The organism is Eubacterium sp. An11 (assembly GCF_002161065.1).
Taxonomy (GTDB): Bacteria; Bacillota; Clostridia; order Lachnospirales; family Lachnospiraceae; genus Anaerobutyricum; species Anaerobutyricum faecale.
On record NZ_NFLV01000022.1, the window covers coordinates 35,410 to 51,671 of the forward strand.

Annotated in this window: 23 protein-coding genes; 4 read left to right on the forward strand and 19 right to left on the reverse strand. The window is 44.3% G+C overall.

All coding sequences use genetic code 11. From position 1 onward, the window contains the following. Nucleotides 1-28: 28 nt before the first annotated feature. Genes dnaK through B5E53_RS13990 form a run of 3 tightly spaced genes read right to left on the reverse strand, consistent with a single transcriptional unit; the run spans nucleotide 29 to nucleotide 3,457 of the window. On the reverse strand, nucleotides 29-1,795 hold the full coding sequence (gene dnaK / locus B5E53_RS13980) for a molecular chaperone DnaK (RefSeq protein ID WP_087316088.1): 1,767 nt from the start codon (nucleotides 1,793-1,795) through the stop codon (nucleotides 29-31). A 53-nt stretch (nucleotides 1,796-1,848) separates the two neighbouring features. Beyond that, nucleotides 1,849-2,631, reverse strand: a complete 783-nt coding sequence (locus B5E53_RS13985; protein ID WP_087316090.1) for a J domain-containing protein — start codon at nucleotides 2,629-2,631, stop codon at nucleotides 1,849-1,851. Continuing rightward, nucleotides 2,624-3,457: a DUF5685 family protein gene (locus B5E53_RS13990; RefSeq protein ID WP_087316092.1), complete on the reverse strand. Its 834-nt coding sequence runs from the start codon at nucleotides 3,455-3,457 to the stop codon at nucleotides 2,624-2,626. Before B5E53_RS13990 ends, B5E53_RS13985 begins: the two co-directional genes overlap by 8 nt. A 138-nt stretch (nucleotides 3,458-3,595) precedes the next feature. Between B5E53_RS13990 and B5E53_RS13995 the strand changes: the two genes are divergently transcribed. Continuing rightward, complete coding sequence (locus tag B5E53_RS13995) at nucleotides 3,596-4,279, forward strand: response regulator transcription factor (RefSeq protein WP_087316094.1); 684 nt, start codon at nucleotides 3,596-3,598, stop codon at nucleotides 4,277-4,279. Further along, a complete protein-coding gene (locus B5E53_RS14000; RefSeq protein WP_087316096.1) occupies nucleotides 4,263-5,336 on the forward strand; it encodes a HAMP domain-containing sensor histidine kinase in 1,074 nt (357 codons plus the stop codon). Before B5E53_RS13995 ends, B5E53_RS14000 begins: the two co-directional genes overlap by 17 nt. Nucleotides 5,337-5,454: 118 nt before the next feature. Here B5E53_RS14000 and ftsH read toward each other — a convergent pair whose 3' ends face one another. Continuing rightward, on the reverse strand, nucleotides 5,455-7,269 hold the full coding sequence (gene ftsH, locus B5E53_RS14005) for an ATP-dependent zinc metalloprotease FtsH (protein ID WP_087316097.1): 1,815 nt from the start codon (nucleotides 7,267-7,269) through the stop codon (nucleotides 5,455-5,457). A gap of 135 nt (nucleotides 7,270-7,404) precedes the next feature. Between ftsH and B5E53_RS14010 the strand changes: the two genes are divergently transcribed. Further along, nucleotides 7,405-7,935: a TetR/AcrR family transcriptional regulator C-terminal domain-containing protein gene (locus B5E53_RS14010; protein WP_087316099.1), complete on the forward strand. Its 531-nt coding sequence runs from the start codon at nucleotides 7,405-7,407 to the stop codon at nucleotides 7,933-7,935. Nucleotides 7,936-8,057: 122 nt separating this feature from the next. On the opposite strand, the gene rsfS is transcribed toward B5E53_RS14010, so the two are convergent. From rsfS to B5E53_RS19985, 9 genes are all read right to left on the reverse strand, one after another. Further along, nucleotides 8,058-8,414: a ribosome silencing factor gene (gene rsfS, locus B5E53_RS14015; RefSeq protein ID WP_087316101.1), complete on the reverse strand. Its 357-nt coding sequence runs from the start codon at nucleotides 8,412-8,414 to the stop codon at nucleotides 8,058-8,060. 2 nt (nucleotides 8,415-8,416) lie between these two features. Further along, on the reverse strand, nucleotides 8,417-9,001 hold the full coding sequence (gene yqeK / locus B5E53_RS14020; protein WP_087316103.1) for a bis(5'-nucleosyl)-tetraphosphatase (symmetrical) YqeK: 585 nt from the start codon (nucleotides 8,999-9,001) through the stop codon (nucleotides 8,417-8,419). 14 nt (nucleotides 9,002-9,015) lie between these two features. Beyond that, on the reverse strand, nucleotides 9,016-9,627 hold the full coding sequence (gene nadD, locus B5E53_RS14025) for a nicotinate-nucleotide adenylyltransferase (protein ID WP_087316105.1): 612 nt from the start codon (nucleotides 9,625-9,627) through the stop codon (nucleotides 9,016-9,018). A gap of 17 nt (nucleotides 9,628-9,644) precedes the next feature. Beyond that, complete coding sequence (gene yhbY, locus B5E53_RS14030) at nucleotides 9,645-9,932, reverse strand: ribosome assembly RNA-binding protein YhbY (protein ID WP_087316107.1); 288 nt, start codon at nucleotides 9,930-9,932, stop codon at nucleotides 9,645-9,647. 80 nt (nucleotides 9,933-10,012) lie between these two features. Next, nucleotides 10,013-11,302, reverse strand: a complete 1,290-nt coding sequence (gene obgE, locus B5E53_RS14035) for a GTPase ObgE (protein ID WP_087316109.1) — start codon at nucleotides 11,300-11,302, stop codon at nucleotides 10,013-10,015. Between the two features lie 164 nt (nucleotides 11,303-11,466). Beyond that, entirely contained in the window at nucleotides 11,467-11,748 is a 282-nt protein-coding gene (rpmA, locus tag B5E53_RS14040) for a 50S ribosomal protein L27 (RefSeq protein ID WP_087280968.1), read from the reverse strand. Between the two features lie 5 nt (nucleotides 11,749-11,753). Continuing rightward, nucleotides 11,754-12,083, reverse strand: a complete 330-nt coding sequence (locus tag B5E53_RS14045; protein ID WP_087316111.1) for a ribosomal-processing cysteine protease Prp — start codon at nucleotides 12,081-12,083, stop codon at nucleotides 11,754-11,756. A gap of 2 nt (nucleotides 12,084-12,085) precedes the next feature. Further along, nucleotides 12,086-12,394 (reverse strand): 50S ribosomal protein L21, encoded by a 309-nt coding sequence (rplU, locus tag B5E53_RS14050; protein WP_087280964.1) that lies wholly within the window; start codon nucleotides 12,392-12,394, stop codon nucleotides 12,086-12,088. A 137-nt stretch (nucleotides 12,395-12,531) separates the two neighbouring features. Beyond that, on the reverse strand, nucleotides 12,532-12,654 hold the full coding sequence (locus tag B5E53_RS19985; protein WP_275532688.1) for a hypothetical protein: 123 nt from the start codon (nucleotides 12,652-12,654) through the stop codon (nucleotides 12,532-12,534). A gap of 13 nt (nucleotides 12,655-12,667) precedes the next feature. On the opposite strand from B5E53_RS19985, the gene B5E53_RS19990 reads away from it, so the two are divergent. Further along, entirely contained in the window at nucleotides 12,668-12,790 is a 123-nt protein-coding gene (locus B5E53_RS19990) for a hypothetical protein (RefSeq protein WP_275532689.1), read from the forward strand. 35 nt (nucleotides 12,791-12,825) lie between these two features. Here the strand turns inward: B5E53_RS19990 and B5E53_RS14055 are convergent, their stop codons facing one another. The 6 genes from B5E53_RS14055 to B5E53_RS14080 all read right to left on the reverse strand — a co-directional run bounded on the left by B5E53_RS14055 (nucleotide 12,826) and on the right by B5E53_RS14080 (nucleotide 16,162). Then, nucleotides 12,826-13,218, reverse strand: a complete 393-nt coding sequence (locus B5E53_RS14055) for a PD-(D/E)XK nuclease domain-containing protein (RefSeq protein ID WP_087316113.1) — start codon at nucleotides 13,216-13,218, stop codon at nucleotides 12,826-12,828. Between the two features lie 194 nt (nucleotides 13,219-13,412). Then, nucleotides 13,413-13,808, reverse strand: a complete 396-nt coding sequence (locus B5E53_RS14060; protein ID WP_162611925.1) for a HEPN domain-containing protein — start codon at nucleotides 13,806-13,808, stop codon at nucleotides 13,413-13,415. After that, nucleotides 13,792-14,205, reverse strand: coding sequence for a nucleotidyltransferase domain-containing protein (locus B5E53_RS14065; RefSeq protein ID WP_087316118.1), 414 nt, complete (start codon nucleotides 14,203-14,205; stop codon nucleotides 13,792-13,794). Before B5E53_RS14065 ends, B5E53_RS14060 begins: the two co-directional genes overlap by 17 nt. A gap of 80 nt (nucleotides 14,206-14,285) precedes the next feature. After that, nucleotides 14,286-14,633, reverse strand: a complete 348-nt coding sequence (locus B5E53_RS14070; RefSeq protein ID WP_087284142.1) for a nucleotidyltransferase domain-containing protein — start codon at nucleotides 14,631-14,633, stop codon at nucleotides 14,286-14,288. A 532-nt stretch (nucleotides 14,634-15,165) separates the two neighbouring features. Then, entirely contained in the window at nucleotides 15,166-15,891 is a 726-nt protein-coding gene (locus B5E53_RS14075; RefSeq protein WP_087284139.1) for a hypothetical protein, read from the reverse strand. A gap of 16 nt (nucleotides 15,892-15,907) precedes the next feature. After that, complete coding sequence (locus tag B5E53_RS14080; RefSeq protein WP_162611926.1) at nucleotides 15,908-16,162, reverse strand: hypothetical protein; 255 nt, start codon at nucleotides 16,160-16,162, stop codon at nucleotides 15,908-15,910. Nucleotides 16,163-16,262: the final 100 nt, after the last annotated feature.

Genomic DNA, 16,262 nt, shown 5'->3' on the forward strand with positions numbered 1-16,262 from the left:
AATTCCTGCACCTCCTGAATCTGTCGTACTAATTTCCGTACTGAGCAATAATATTTCCTGCCGAACGTTCCAGATTCTCCTTTGCCTGGCGGATGGCGGTCATGTCCTCCTCCGTCATCCGGTCCAGACGGAACCTGCCCATAAGTTTGGACAGAGCGTTTATATCACTCTTTACCTGTTTTTTAACCGGACGTTCAATCTGTTTTCCGCCGTTTTTCAAAGCACGCTGTGCCTGACTTAACACTTTCTGAGCATCTCCTGTCAGGGCGATTGCTTCTTTTCTTAAATTATCCATACCGGCGTACTGCTGTGCATCCCGAATGGCCTGTTCGATTTCCGCATCGCTCATCCGGTCGTCGGCGGTGATGGTGATGGACTGTTCTTTGCCCGTATCCAGATCTCTGGCGGAAACTTTCAGAATACCATTGGTATCGATATCAAAGGTTACTTCAATCTGCGGCACACCCGCAGGAGCCCGCCGGATGCCTTTCAGACGGAACTTTCCGATGGTCTTATTGTCCTTTGCCATAGGGCGTTCGCCCTGCAGCACATGAATTTCCACATCCCTCTGGTATGGAGCGGCCGTGGAGAACACACGGGAATATTTGGTCGGCAGAGTGGTATTTCTCTCCACCAGACGAGTGGCCACACCTCCCACAGTCTCGATGGACAGGCTCATCGGCGTCACGTCAAGGAGAAGCAGATCGGAACCTGCCACAGCCAGGGAATTGCCCTCCAGAGTATTGCCGAGCACAGCGGCGCCCATGGCCACGCACTCGTCGGGATTGATGTTCCGGGATGGTTCTTTTCCTGTGAGCAGGCGCACCTTTTCCTGCACGGCAGGGATCCGGGTGGAACCGCCCACTAAAAGAACACGACCCAGCTCTGAGGCGGCAATGCCGGCGTCACTGAGCGCCTGCTGCACCGGAGCGGCGGTTCTCTCCACCAGATCCTGGATCAGTTCCTGAAACTTTGTTCTGGTGAGAGTGGTCTCCAGATGAACCGGCGTTCCTTTCGCCTGCATCAGATACGGAAGGACAATGCTGCTGCTCTGGGCGGTGGACAGTTCTTTCTTTGCCTGTTCCGCAGCCTCACGGATTCGCTGCATGGCTGTGAAATCTCCCGACGGATCCACATGATTCTGGTTCTTACATTCAGCAACCAGCCACCGGACGATTCTTTCATCAAAATCATCGCCGCCCAAATGGTTATCGCCGGCCGTCGCCAGCACTTCAATGACGTCGTCGCCGATCTCAATGACAGAGACATCGAAGGTACCTCCGCCCAGGTCATAGACCATAACTTTCTGAGCTTCTCCATGGTCAAGACCATATGAAAGAGCGGCGCTGGTCGGCTCGTTGATGATTCTCTTCACATCCAGCCCGGCGATTCTGCCCGCATCCTTGGTAGCCTGCCTCTGCACATCATTGAAATATGCCGGAACGGTAATGACCGCCGAAGTGACCGGCTCACCGAGAAATTCTTCCGCATCTTTTTTCAGCTGCATGAGGATCATGGCGCTGATGGTCTGCGGTTTGTAATCCTTTCCATCAATACGGATACTCCAGTCTGTGCCCATTTCTCTCTTCACAGAGCTTATAGTGCGGTCCGGATTTGTGGCCGCCTGTCTTCTTGCCACATCTCCCACCAGACGTTCTCCCTTTTTGGTAAATGCCACAACGCTGGGAGTGGTCCTTGCTCCGGAACTGTTCGGCACAATGACCGGCTGTCCGTTTTCCACCACAGCAACACAGCTGTTGGTGGTTCCCAGGTCAATTCCTATTGTTTTGCTCATATATTTATTCCTCCATCTATGTAAATGTGTCTCTGAACAAATGCATCTTTCTGTCAGCAACGGCAGAACAGGCAGCAGAACTGCATGATCATAAATGCTGTACAGAAACGGCCCATACCTTCGGCATATTTCTGAAATTCCTGACCGGTCTCGTTATATGTACTGCCGGACTGGCTCATACTCTGCATGGCGTTTTGGTATACCGTATTTCCCGGCTCCATCTGTACCGCCCTCTGGATCTGCTCCATGGCAAGTATGGCATTTCCCTGCCCGTAATTGGCCAGGGCGCTCAGATAATACCACCGGGCATTCCGTCCGCTGCTGACCACGGTATTTAATCCCTGGACAGCGTAAGCGTAACGTCCGGCGTTGATATTCTGCACAGCCTGACGGATCACATCACTGTCTCCCGGCTGTACCGTCGGACCGGCCGGCCCGTAAGAGGCACGGCCGAAGCCGCCGAAAATATCGTCGAAATCAAAAGGCCCGTAACCGCCATAGCCCCCGTTTCCATTGCCGTAGCCGCCATTGCCATAATTTCCATAACCGCCGCCGTAGCTCTGCTGTCCCTGCCGGTTTCCATATGGACTGCCATAGGGATTGCCCTGACTGCCATAGGCATTTCTGCCGGCGTTTTGTGCCTGACGCTGATATTTCTCGGGATTGTTGATCATATCATAGGCCTCATTGATTTCATTCATTTTCTCAGTGGCACCCGGATCATTGGGATGAAGATCCGGATGATACTTTTTCGCCATCTTCCGGTATGCCTTTTTTATCTCTTCCTTGCTGGCGTCCCTGGACACACCAAGGACTTTATACGGGTCATCAACCATGTCTGGTCTCCTTTCCTCTGAACTTTGCGTAATATTTCTGCCAAACGCCTCCGTAAAGAACATTTCGGATCAAATGTTCATCGGTGACGATAGGCAGTTTTTCGAATTCATCAGCGGCCACGCTGATACAGGAGGTCAGAATCTCTTCTGTCTCCTCCGGCTTTTTTTTCATATAAAAAAGAGGATTATAATTCTGTTTTCTTCTGTCCTTCTTATAATCCATGGCGGCATCCATCAGGTAGATAAAACGCCCCAGAGAAAATCCAAATTTCCGTAAGCTGTCACTCCAGAAATCTTTCTCATCATAGACAAATACTTCTGACAGCATTTTTCCGGACAGATTGACCGCCTGATCCGTCTGCTCCGGGGCATGTTTTTCCACTTCAGCGAGGAGTTCCAGGCTCTCCCTGATATTTCTGCACTGCCTTTCGTAGCGTGCTTCCACCTCCCTGTACTTTTCTTCCAAAAGCTTACTGTAAGCGAGACGGGTGCGCTTTTTTTCATCCTCCCAGTCGTCAAGACATTTATAATACGCCAGAGCCACTGTCATATCCGCCGCATAATCAATATATTTATTATGAAGAAATGTTCTGTCTTTCAAAGGGTGTACCGGGCAGCGGTACTGTGCCCGTTTTTCTTCCGGCTCATAGAGGGCAGTCAGAAACAGCGCCAGAAATGTCATATCAAAATTCAGGGAAAATCTGGACAGCTGTCCGTATCGGTTTCGCAGACTGTGACAAATTCCGCAGTACATCTGCTGGTATCGTTTCAGTTCCTCTTCCGACAGTCCTTTTTTATTACAGATGATATATCCAAACGTCGCAATCGCTCCTTTCTTTCCATTTCTCCATAATTAAACAATATCAACCTCAAATTTATCTCAACTAATCCTCAATTTCCATTGAGATTTTCTTACTTTTTTGTTACTCTTGCAATAAATACATATTTTGCATGGAGGAATGATATGTTTAAAATACTCGTGGTGGAAGATGATAACAGTCTGAAACGCCTATTTTGTAAAACACTGGAAAAAAATAATTTTATTACTTTTCCGGCTGAGAGCGCCGCAGAGGCTCTGGATATTCTGGACGAGGAGTCCATCGACCTGATCATCACAGATATCATGATGCCGGGAATCGACGGTTTCGATTTTATCCGGCAGCTGAGAGACGCTAATATTGATCTTCCGGTCCTCATTATCACAGCCAAGAGCGATATTATGGACAAACAGACAGGATTTCAGGCCGGCGCTGACGACTATATGGTCAAACCCATTGATATTCATGAGATGGTGCTGCGGGTCAACGCTCTCCTGCGCCGTGTAAAGAGCGTCAGCGAGCGGAGGCTTACCTTTGGCGGCACCTGCATGGAATACGATACCTGGACAGTGACTGATAATACAGGGACAAAGATTCTCCCCCAGAAGGAATTTCAACTGCTCTACAAAATGCTCTCTTATCCGGGACAGATTTTTACCAGACAGCAGCTCCTTGATGATGTATGGGGGATGAATAATTACGAAGATTCCCATACTCTTGATGTGCATATCAGCCGTTTGAGAGAGAGATTCAAGGAAAATACAGATTTTAAGATCGTGACCATACGTGGTCTTGGATATCGGGTGATAAAAAATGAAGAAAAAAATTGAAAAATGGAAAGCTTCTGATCTCTGGAAGCTCCGCAAACGTTTTACCCTGACTTTTTTTGTAATCATATTGCCGTTTTTCTTTCTGATACCGGGCATCTTCTATTTTCTGGCCCGAAATGGAATCTCTGTGGGAATCGTCAGCGTTCCCATCACTATCACCTTTGTGCTCATCGGTCTGTTATGTTTTCTTCTGGGATATGTGATTTCTTTTTTTCTGATGCGTCATGTATTCCATCCTCTGGAACAATTGAGTAACGCCTCCCGTCAGATTGCCCGGGGCGATTACAGCGCGCAGATTGAATATAAGGGCAATATCGAAGAAATCCGGACAACCATCGATAATTTTAATTTTATGGCAAAGGAGCTGAACTCCGTGGAAATCATGCGCAATGACTTCATAGCAAATGTATCTCACGAATTTAAGACCCCATTGTCCTCCATTGCCGGATATGTCACCCTCCTGCAGGATTCCGATCTGTCAGAAAGTGAACGAAATGAATATATTCAGATGGTCTTTTTTAATATCGAAAAACTCAACGATCTGACCAGCAATATCCTGCAGCTTTCCCGCCTGGAGAATCAAAACGCATTAAAAAAACCGGTGCATTACCGGCTGGATGAACAAATCCGGGAGGCCATTGTGCTGCTGGAGCCCAAATGGAGCCAGAAGCGGATCACCATGGATGTAGATCTGCAGGAGCTTTCCTACACCGGACAGTCAGCCCTCTTATTCCAGGTCTGGACCAATCTCATCGGAAACGCTATCAAGTTCTCCAATCCGGATTCTTCCATTTCCATCACCCTGCGGCGGTACCATGACGATCTCACCGTGACGGTAGCTGACCGCGGCATCGGCATGACGGAGGAAACCCGCAAACACATTTTTGAGAAATTCTATCAGGGCGATTCCTCCAGAAAGGAACAAGGAAACGGCCTGGGACTCGCCATCTGCAAAATCATCCTCGATCTGTGCGGCGGAGATATCCATGTGGCCAGCGAGCCTGGAAAAGGCAGTGTCTTTACTGTTCGGCTGCCGGCTGCCGAATCAGAAGAATAAATGACACAAAAAAGCATACAGAGAACGGCTCCGGACGAACAGAAATATGTCGTATAATCCAGATAAACCCGGATGTCGTTATTCTGACGATATCCGGGTCTGTCTGATCGGTCTGTTGTTATGCATTCAAAATATTCATAAACTGTTCGCCGGTGATGGTCTCTTCCTTATACAGGAAGGATGCCAGCTCATCCAGCTTCTGACGATTATCTGACAGGATTCCGAATGCTTTTTCATGCTGCTTTTTCACCAGTTCCACTACTTTTTTGTCAATTTCTCTCTGAGTTTCCGCAGAACAGGTCATGCTGGTATCATCCCCCAGATATGGGTTGGTCTGGGTCTCCATAGCCACCATGTCAAACTCTTCGCTCATACCGTAGCGGGTGATCATAGCCCGGGCGAGCTTCGTTGCCTGTTCAATATCGTTGGAAGCGCCGGTAGTCACTGACCCAAAGATCAGTTCCTCTGCAGCACGTCCGCCGGTCAGGGTGGCTATTTTGTTCTCCATCTCTTCTTTACTCATGAGATAATGATTTCCTTCTTCCACCTGCATGGTATATCCCAGAGCACCGGATGTCCTTGGTACAATGGTAATCTTCTGCACCGGAGCAGAATTGGTCTGTCTGGCTGCCACCAGAGCATGACCCACCTCATGATAAGCGACAATCTTCTTTTCTTTATCGGTGAGAATGGCGTTCTTCTTCTGATAACCTGCAATGACAACTTCAATGCTTTCCTCCAGATCCGCCTGGGTGACAAACTGTCTGCCGTCACGGACTGCCCGCAGTGCAGCCTCATTGACAATATTGGCAAGTTCCGCGCCGGAAGCACCGGAAGCCATGCGCGCCACCTTATTATAATCAATGTTGTCGGCCACTTTAACCTTTTTGGCGTGTACCTTTAAGATATCTTCCCGTCCTTTCAGATCCGGGAGCTCCACCGGAACACGGCGGTCAAACCGTCCCGGACGAAGAAGCGCCGGGTCCAGAGATTCCGGACGGTTGGTGGCCGCCAGGATGATGACGCCGGTATTCTCCTCAAATCCGTCCATCTCTGTGAGCAGCTGATTCAAGGTCTGTTCCCGCTCATCATTGCCGCCGTACTGCCCGTTTCGCTTCTTTCCAATGGCGTCGATCTCATCAATGAAAACGATACACGGGGCTTTTTCTTTGGCCTGTCTGAATAAGTCTCGTACTTTGGAAGCGCCCATGCCCACGAACATCTCCACAAATTCCGAACCGGACATGGAGAAAAACGGCACGTTGGCTTCGCCGGCCACAGCCTTTGCCAGCATGGTCTTACCGGTTCCGGGAGGGCCCACCAGCAGGATTCCTTTCGGCATGGATGCGCCGATATCTTTGTATCTGTCAGGATTATGCAGATACTCCACAATCTCCGTGAGATTCTCCTTGGCCTCGTCTTCGCCGGCCACATCGGAAAAACGGATACCCTCCGAGGATTTGACATAAATCTTGGCGTTGCTTTTTCCCATACCAAAAGTCATGAAATTATCTCCGCCGGCCCGGTTCATCATCTTCTTGGACATATACTGACCGATGAGCACAAAGATAAGGATCGGCAGGATCCAGCTTAAAAGAATGGTCAGGATCGGAGAAGACTGCCGTATTTCCTGTCCGGAAAAAGAAATGCCTGCGTCATGAAGACGCTGGGTAAGCCCATTGTCTTCCACCATAGCCGTCTTATAAATCTTATCATCTTTATCTGTAAAATAGATCAGATTTTCCTGGGCATCAATCTCCACCTCATCGATCTGTTTGTTATCTGTCATGGTCATAAAAGTGCCATAATCCACTTCTTTAATCTGCCGTTCCATAATCAATGGACGGGCAAGGGCATTGAAAAGAATCAGGCAGATTACCACGATACAATAGTAAAAAATCAGGGGTACTTTCGGTTTTTTTACTTCTTTCATGCACATTACCTCCATTTTTGCATATCATAATAACTTTAGCAAAAAACAACAAAAGATATCATTTATAAATTTACAAATATGTCTTGACAAAAATTGAATTTTGTCATAAAACACCAGTATAGGAGAGTGAGAACAATGACAGAATCTTTAAAAGACCGGATTGCAGAAGCGTTTCTTACCTTAATCAGACAGAAAAACATAGACAAAATTTCAGTAAAAGATCTGGCGGATCACTGCCATATTTCCAGACAAAGTTTTTATTATCATTACCGGGATATCCTGGAAGTGATTGAATGGATCTTAAACCGGCGTCTGGAAAAACTTCTGACCAGAAACCTCCAGTGTCAGACCCAGGAAGAAGCGGTGGAGGTATTTCTGGAATTTTCCCAGATGAACCGGACCTTTATCCATAAACTTCTGGCGTCAAAATATCACGATATCCTCGCCCCCATGCTCATCAAATCTCTGAAAAGATATCTGCAGGAATTTTTTCGTCTGCGGCTCAGTGATTCTGCCATGAGCTACGCGGATACGAATATCACTCTGAATTTCTGCGCTTACGGCCTCTTAGGGCTGCTCCTCGAGAATTCCTGCGGAGACAACAAAGAAAATAAAAAGAACGCCGTTCAACAAATATGCAGGGTTTTATCTAAACTTTTCGATTAAGACCGGTTTCATGGAAGATTTTCATCAAAAATTTTCCCATGAAAATGTCCGGAATAGCGGAGCGTTATTTATTTCATAGGAATGCAGTTTCCTATGAAATAAATAAAAAAGGCCTGCAGCGCTTAGTGCTGCAGGTCCTCTTTTGTAACCGGCTTTCCATCTCTCCAGATTCGTTCCAGATCATAGAATCCACGGTCTTCTTTACTGAATACATGGACGATCACATCTTTGTAATCCATCAAGATCCAGTTGGCTGTCTGATATCCTTCAATCTGCTTTGGCTCATATCCGGCTCTGCCCAGCGCTTCCTCCACGCTGTCTGCCATGGCCTGAACCTGATTTCGGTTATTTCCATCAGCAATGACAAAATAATCAGCCAGCACAGAAATCTCACTGATATCCAGGATTGTGATATCTTCTGCCTTCTTATCTTCCAGGGCGTCAATGACAATCTGTGTCATCTTTTTTGATTCTTCCACGGTTACACCTCCTGATTCCTCATTCTGTATATTCTGTAGTACTCCCAGGTCCGTCGGGTCATCGGATCGGTGGTACTTTTTTTGTTGGATAAATATTTTATGCTGTCCTCAAGAATCTGACAGAGACATTCGTCCAAATCCTTAAAGGCCAGCTCCCTCACTTCCGCAAGATTCGGCGCCTGATTCCGGTTTGGCTCCAGATAATCCGCCACATACACGATTTTATCTAACAGCGACATATCCGGTTTGCCGGTGGTATGCCAGGTAATAGCTGAGAGAATCTCCGGATCAGCAATGCCGTATTTGACGTTGGCAAAGCAGGCGCCCAGTTTGGCGTGGAGAAGTTCGGGGTTCTTCTTCTCATATTTGGAAATCGGCATACCATATCGCTTGCTGTATGCGATCTTATCTTCCGCTGAGAGATATTTGGCGCAGTCATGGAGCAGCCCTGCCATTCTGGCCTTTTCCATATCGGCGCCGTAACGCATGGCAAGACAAGCGGACGTATATTCCACTCCCAGCGTGTGTTCAAATCGTTTTTCTGATAAAAGGTTTTTTAAATCTTTTCTGATTTCCTCTCTGGTCATTGGTACGCTCCCATCTACATGACATAAAGCTTGTGTTCATAAATATAATCTGCCACCTCCCGGGGAAGCAGATAACGGATGCTCTCGCCTGCCTGCACCCGCCGTCGGATATCATTGGATGAAATCTCCAGGCTGGGCGAGTTCAGGAAATGGATGGAGGCATCGTATTTATTTTCGATATATTCAATCTGACTGTTTAGGGAACTGGACAGGTCTCCGCGGCCGGCCACCAGAATGACCGCCATTCGGAGAACATCCGCCGTGTCTTTCCAGGATTCAATATGGTAAAGCGAATCTGCCCCCATGATAAAATAATAGTCACAGTCAGGATTTTTACGGGTCAGATTTTTAAGAGTTTCCACTGTATAAGTGGTCCCTTCCCGGTTTAATTCTTCTCCGGAAAAAGTAAAATGAGCGTTATCTCTGATGGCAAGCTTCACCATCTGCACCCGGTCTTCCTCCGTCACACTGTTGCCAAGCTTTTTATAATAAGGATTCTTGGTTGGCATGAAAAGAACTTCATCCAGGGAGAACTGATGATACGCTGTCTCCGCCAGAAGAAGATGACCGAAATGGATGGGATTAAATGTACCGCCCATGATACCGATCTTTTTTTGTCTGCTCATATCAGCCTTCTCCCGTTTTACGGCAGTGTAATTTTACTGTCTTCCTTTGCCTGTTTAAATAACACGATTTTCTTTCCGATGACCTGCACCACCTCAGAACGGGTTCTCTCCGCCAGGATCTGTGCCAGCTCCTTCGGATCATCGAAACAGTTTTTGAGAACCGATATTTTGATCAGCTCTCTTTTATCAATGGCCTCCCGTACCGCATCGATGATCTCCGGTGTCAGGGATGCCTTGCCGATCTGAAAAATCGGGTCCATTGTCATGGCAAGACCTTTTAAATAGGCTCTCTGCTTACTTGTCATTTCTTTCTCCTTTTATATTTTTACAGCAAATGTATGAATCTATGCAGGCGTTCCCCGGTTACGGTCCGCTGTACCTGCTTTTATTTATAGTAGTCAAACTCCAGATTATATAAGCGCACGGTGTCGCCTTCCTCGATGCCGAGCTCCTCCAGACGTGCAAGGACACCATTTTCCTTCATAAACTTCTGGAAAAACTCAAAGCCCTTCTCAGATTCCAGGTTGGTGTAGCCAAGCATTCGTTCCACCTTCGGGCCTTCCACCGTAAATACGCCCGGTTCTGCCATGGCAACCACGATGGACTCCGCCGGTTCTTCCTGCTGCATCTCAAAGAAGTATTCCTGTTCAAACTCCACCGGCTCTTCCGGAAGTTCTTTGAGAAGCGTATTGACATGCCACAAAAGCTCCTTTAATCCCTTGCCGCTGACTGCGGATATCGGGAAAACCTTAATACCCTGTGGTCCGAATTCCTCTTCCAGCATCTCCACGATCAGCTGGCAGTCTTCCTCGCTCATGGCGTCGATCTTGTTGGCGGCAATCACCTGCGGCCGTTTCGCCAGCTCCGGATTGTAAGAAGCCAGTTCCTGGTTGATGGCCTTGATATCTGCAATGGGATCTCTTCCCTCCACAGAAGCCGCATCCACCATATGGATCATCACTTTGGTCCGCTCAATGTGCCGCAGGAACTCCAGTCCAAGGCCCACGCCTTCAGATGCCCCTTCGATGATTCCAGGAATGTCGGCGATGACAAATCCATTGCCTTCCGCCAGATCCACCACGCCAAGATTTGGATTCAAAGTGGTGAAATGATAGTTGGCGATCTTTGGTTTTGCGTTGGTGACACGGGAAAGAAGTGTGGATTTACCCACGTTCGGGAATCCAACCAGTCCCACATCGGCAATGACCTTAAGCTCCAGGTCCACCCAGAGCTCCTTGGCTTCCTGTCCCGGCTGGGCGTACTTTGGCGCCTGCATGGTGGCTGTGGCATAATGCTGATTGCCTTTGCCGCCACGGCCGCCCTTCAATAACACCACCGGTTCTGTCCGGTTAGCCATATCAAGAATGACCTTTCCGGTCTCCGCATCCTTGATAACAGTTCCGGCCGGAACTTTCAGAATCATATCCTCTCCGCTTGCGCCGGTACAGCGGCGCTTGGAGCCTTCCTTGCCGTCGCCGGCACAATATTTCCTTTTATGACGAAAATCCACGAGAGTATTGAGTCCCGGGTCCACGACGAATATCAAATCGCCGCCCTTGCCGCCGTCCCCTCCATCAGGACCGCCGTCCGGAACGTAAAGCTCTCTTCGAAAGCTGACATGCCCGTCCCCGCCCTTGCCAGAACGGATAAAAATGCGCGCACGGTCTGCAAACATCGATGATACACTTCCTTTCTGTCTGTTACTTATGTTTTTGGTGAGCAGCCCCTGTTATTATTATGAGACGGCCGTCACCTTTTCATCTGATCTATAACGATTTATTTCATAAAGAAAGCGGCTTCAAACCGTTACTTTTGAAGCCGCTGATAAACAAGAGTTCCCTATGCTACTGGGTATACAGAGCACTGTTTTTTGTCTCTGCCTTTTCTTTCAAAACGAACAACACCATCTACTAATGCAAATAATGTGTCATCACCACCGCGTCCTACGTTAACGCCTGGATGAATCTTTGTACCGCGCTGTCTGTAAAGAATATTACCAGCTTTTACAAACTGTCCGTCTGCTCTCTTCGCACCCAGTCTCTTAGACTCGGAGTCACGTCCGTTCTTTGTGGAACCAACACCCTTTTTGTGTGCAAAAAACTGAAGGTTCATTTTCATCATGGTCGTTACACCTCCTTCGTTATAACTTTTAACCAGGTATCATACTCTTCGGCAACAGAATGTACTCCCAGATCGAAGGACTGCATCAGCAGTGCCGCCCTCTCGCTGATCTCCGCCTTTTTAAAGGTAAGCTGCACCAGACCAAGTTCTTCCTGCTCGATGAGCTCAAACTCGTCATCGGTGAAACTCTCCAGGCTGTTTACGAGATTAATGGTAAGTACGGAAACGGAACAGCATACAAGATCTGCTCCCTCTTCTGTGCTTCCGGCATGTCCAATCACCTGAAATCCTCTGAACTGGTTCTCAGGCTTTCTGTAAATTGTAACAGTAATCATGATTACGCGTTGATCTTTTCGATCTTAACCTTTGTATATGGCTGTCTGTGACCCTGTTTCTTGTGGTAGCCTGTTTTTCTCTTATACTTGTAAACGATAATCTTCTTCTCTTTACCGTCTTCCAGTACAGAAGCTTCCACAGTTGCACCAGCAACTAAAGGTTCTCCAACCTTTACTTCGTCACCGCCAACCATCAACACCTGGTCAAATGTATAAGCAGAGCCGGCCTCAACGCCCAGTTTCTCAACTCTGATCACGTCGCCTTCGCTTACTTTATACTGTTTACCACCTGTTGCAATAATAGCGTACATATGGCACCTCCTAAAACATTACTCGCCAGTTTTGGTGTCCGAACGGAACTTTCAACCTAACTGTGCGGCATACATCTGCCATGTTAGCATACGGAAGAATGAAAGTCAAGCAAAAAATCAGTCAATCAGAACATTTTTTATTTAAACCAGCTTTTGACCATGGTCTTAAACATCAGAAGAATGATTACCTTCTTATTATAATAACGGCTCAGATAATCGGACAGATTATAAATAACCATGGCCGCAGTCGTCTCGCTCATGGTATTGTTCAAATTGAAGAATATTGAGCACTGCTGTGCCGCTGGCGCTGTTCTGGGCGATATTGCCATAGTAAAGCACATTGTCGTTGCTGCCGCAGAGCAGGGCGGAGAATTATATCATAATTTTCCGAATTGACGGCATTTGCCCCTGAGCGGATTCATGGGGCATGATCATTGAGATTTTTTATTTTCACCGTTGACCACCATACATTCTTTCTCATAAAATGCTATTCCGTATGTTATGATTCTCTCCATACCCCTTCGCCTGAGGCCGACGGCATATTTTTTCTCTCTGATCTGCTGTAATGCTTTTGCACAGGCTTTTTCCAGGTTTCCATCATGGGCATATTTTAGCTCAATTACGATGCCGATATGTTCCGGCGTATAGATGGATATATCACGGTATCCCTCTCCCGTCTCGGCATTGGACTGAATCAGCCAGTTCTCCTGGCTTCGCAGCAGCCCCAGTATCATACCATGATAAAAGTTTTCTTTTCTGTCCACTCGGACCGCTGTGTCCCGAACGCAACAAGAAGGAAGCCGTATCGAGTATTTTAAAAGCATTCGAATTCTTCGAGAGCCTTTATTTATGCGGTTCTCAGAGCATATACTAAGAAATCGCCGACGATTACTGTTACTTATTGCAAAACATTTTTGTTAGAACACTGTTAGAACAGAGAGGCACACTACTATATAATTTATTGAATATGTTTTATGAATTCAGAAGATGTTTGACTTATAGTATTTTATTTGAATTCTCATAGATTATTCTTTTCCTGTATTTTCAAAAAAGCTTCATTTAGACTCAAATAAATGTTATGGACTCTTTGTACTGTCTGGACGGATACTCGGATTCCTTTACCATAGCGGCTTCCCTGTTCCCAATTCGTAATGGTATCAGCCAATAAATCTAAAGAATCTTGTTTATCAAATTCAAATCCGGTTTCTATTAATAGATTTAACAGATATCGAATGTCATGTGTTCTATTATAAGGGATACCGTACTCCATTAAAATGGCTTTCATTAAAAATTCAATTGCCTGTTGTGCTTCAAAACAGGCCACGTCCAGATAAGCGTCATCATCCGCTATTTTTCCCAATGCATTTTTTGATTGTTCAAACATAACCAGAGAACGGCTATATATTGTGCTCATAAACAAGGACTCCTTTCTCCACAGAATCTTTAAGGACAGTACCATCCAAATATGCATAATCGACTACATCTGCATTTCCTTTAGTAACAGAAGAAATCGTCTGTCTCATGTTTTTAGTAAAAGGTTTTAATACTCCTTCTTTATCATAGCAGTCCTGATTCCAGTCAATACAAATATCTAAGTCGCTGGTGATATCGCAGTCATACCTTGTGGAACTGCCAAAAATGATGATACGGCGAACAGCCTGGTCTTTTTTCGCCTGGTCTACAATTTGAGCTACCATTTTTTGCTTTAATGGATGAATCCTGTTTACATTTTTAAAAGCATTATTACTGACCACCCGGTTAAATTTCCAGTCTTTTGATTTCCTTGCCATCAAATATTCTTGTGTTGTCATGCTATCACCTGCCTTCTGAATATTGTTGTATCTATTTTTAAAATACCTGTTTTAATTTTTAATATTATTGACAATTTTAACTATTTAGAGTCCGCCAGATATAAGTAGATTCCTTCTTTTTCTATATTACTATAAAAAGGATACACAGGCAGCCATTTTTTAAAATGTTCTTCACTTTTTGCCAGAGGTTTGATATCCAAATCATAATCCATGTTAAAATCGTAAGTCATGCCAGATAACTGATGTCGGTATTTCTTTATCTCTATATCAGAAATATCCAACAAAATCATTATATCAATATCAGAATCCTCGGTATAATCGCCCCGTGCATAAGAACCGTAGAGTGTGATTGATTTTATGTGGGAGCCATATATTTCTATCAATTTTGTTATATATTTTTTTAATAATAAATGGATGGTTGTTGTCATGATGACACCTATTTAAAAAAAGAAAATCTTTAATCAAATTTATCTTAACACACTATGTTAGGATTTACTATATGGTTTTATCATGCTTATTATAAAGACTTTTTGCAATCGAATAGAATAATATTAACAGAAAATGAAGAAAAAATTATAACATAAACAGCGATAATTCTTAACAGATTTCAAATATAGAAGATGATGAAGAATATGGACATATTTTTCCAAAAAAATAGATTCAATTAATACATATTAGAGATATGGAAGAAAGACTGATAAACTAAGATTTTGATTTACCACGGCCCTATCAGTCTTTCTTTACATATCAACTATTGAAAAAGTCGTATATGAAGACCATATCTGCGACTCTGTAAAAAGATGGAGCTCACCATCTTCTTCCACTCAATTATACCAAATTGATATATTTATTTATTTTTTTTACCGTTTAGATCATCTGCTAATTTTTTTAATCCTAGCACTCCATTAAAGAACGTTTCAGCACCAAGTTTGCCAAATTTTTTTAAAGGAGATGTCCGTTTTACAATAGAATTTGGAGAAGAATAATCAGCACTAAAATTATTACCATTATCGCCAGCAGAAAATCTATTTTTAGAATCCTGCTGGCACAAGATTTTTTTTCGTAACAAACCATTATCCCCGATTCTGTTTCTATATGACCAAATCCTTTTTCTTTTGATGTAAGTCCTAGAGAATCTTTTAAAATACTTAAATCTGACATTTTTTGAGATAATGTCAAGTACATAACATCATTTTCTTGTATATGTTTTATCCAATTACTATTTGTTATGTTACATACATTTTTGAAGGATAGCGTGGTAATTTCATGTAACATAGAAATATCAATATCATATCCAAAAAAACATTCTTTATTTATTATAATACTCTTACTAATCTTAGAAGCCAGTTCTTCTTCAGATAAATCCCCACTAACTAATTTATAAAATTCTTCCCATTTCCAACTAATAATGGCAATATTCATATAATATTTGCAATCATTTATAATATTTACTAATTTTTTCTTTAAGACAAAATAAGCTGGCGTTTCATCACTACTAGTTTTTGGAATTCTTCCAAAACCACTACGCACCAATCCACTCTCTAAACAATTAGATATAAATCGACTATGCTTGTATTTTTTTTCTGACAATTTTTGCAATTTATTTTGTTTTATAGAGTCGTCAATAACACCTATATGAAAACCCGTCGGAGATCCATCATAAGAACAATAATAAAATATTAACATAAATTTCTCCTCTCTGTTAAAATCCCATTGGATTTTGTATAATGTGGTATCCATCTCCTTCTTTTTTAATGCGCTGTTTAATTAATTCCTTATATTCTAAATAATCATTAATAGATGCAATATCAAAAAATTTTTCTCCTATTTTTATGCCAAGTTTACCAAAAATATTTGCACCATTATATTCATTTCTTTTTCTTTCTTCAATCATTTCTGCAATATAACGCATCAAATAAACAATTGGTTGCTCACAATATGAACTGCTCCCCGTCAAGTAGACAATGAAAAAAATATAAATTTTTCCTGCCAGTAGATTAAAACTACTGGCAGATTTTATGCTGCCTGCAAATAAATTTCATGTTTTTCCATAGGAG

Coding starts and splice junctions, on each gene's coding strand:
- dnaK (WP_087316088.1), bottom strand. CDS start 1,795: ATGAGCAAAACAATAGGAATTGACCTGGGAACCACCAACAGCTGTGTT.
- B5E53_RS13985 (WP_087316090.1), bottom strand. CDS start 2,631: ATGGTTGATGACCCGTATAAAGTCCTTGGTGTGTCCAGGGACGCCAGC.
- B5E53_RS13995 (WP_087316094.1), top strand. CDS start 3,596: ATGTTTAAAATACTCGTGGTGGAAGATGATAACAGTCTGAAACGCCTA.
- B5E53_RS14000 (WP_087316096.1), top strand. CDS start 4,263: ATGAAGAAAAAAATTGAAAAATGGAAAGCTTCTGATCTCTGGAAGCTC.
- ftsH (WP_087316097.1), bottom strand. CDS start 7,269: ATGAAAGAAGTAAAAAAACCGAAAGTACCCCTGATTTTTTACTATTGT.
- B5E53_RS14010 (WP_087316099.1), top strand. CDS start 7,405: ATGACAGAATCTTTAAAAGACCGGATTGCAGAAGCGTTTCTTACCTTA.
- yqeK (WP_087316103.1), bottom strand. CDS start 9,001: ATGACCAGAGAGGAAATCAGAAAAGATTTAAAAAACCTTTTATCAGAA.
- nadD (WP_087316105.1), bottom strand. CDS start 9,627: ATGAGCAGACAAAAAAAGATCGGTATCATGGGCGGTACATTTAATCCC.
- yhbY (WP_087316107.1), bottom strand. CDS start 9,932: ATGACAAGTAAGCAGAGAGCCTATTTAAAAGGTCTTGCCATGACAATG.
- obgE (WP_087316109.1), bottom strand. CDS start 11,302: ATGTTTGCAGACCGTGCGCGCATTTTTATCCGTTCTGGCAAGGGCGGG.
- rpmA (WP_087280968.1), bottom strand. CDS start 11,748: ATGATGAAAATGAACCTTCAGTTTTTTGCACACAAAAAGGGTGTTGGT.
- B5E53_RS14045 (WP_087316111.1), bottom strand. CDS start 12,083: ATGATTACTGTTACAATTTACAGAAAGCCTGAGAACCAGTTCAGAGGA.
- rplU (WP_087280964.1), bottom strand. CDS start 12,394: ATGTACGCTATTATTGCAACAGGTGGTAAACAGTATAAAGTAAGCGAA.
- B5E53_RS19985 (WP_275532688.1), bottom strand. CDS start 12,654: ATGAGCGAGACGACTGCGGCCATGGTTATTTATAATCTGTCCGATTAT.
- B5E53_RS14055 (WP_087316113.1), bottom strand. CDS start 13,218: ATGCTTTTAAAATACTCGATACGGCTTCCTTCTTGTTGCGTTCGGGAC.
- B5E53_RS14060 (WP_162611925.1), bottom strand. CDS start 13,808: ATGAGCACAATATATAGCCGTTCTCTGGTTATGTTTGAACAATCAAAA.
- B5E53_RS14065 (WP_087316118.1), bottom strand. CDS start 14,205: ATGACAACACAAGAATATTTGATGGCAAGGAAATCAAAAGACTGGAAA.
- B5E53_RS14070 (WP_087284142.1), bottom strand. CDS start 14,633: ATGACAACAACCATCCATTTATTATTAAAAAAATATATAACAAAATTG.
- B5E53_RS14075 (WP_087284139.1), bottom strand. CDS start 15,891: ATGTTAATATTTTATTATTGTTCTTATGATGGATCTCCGACGGGTTTT.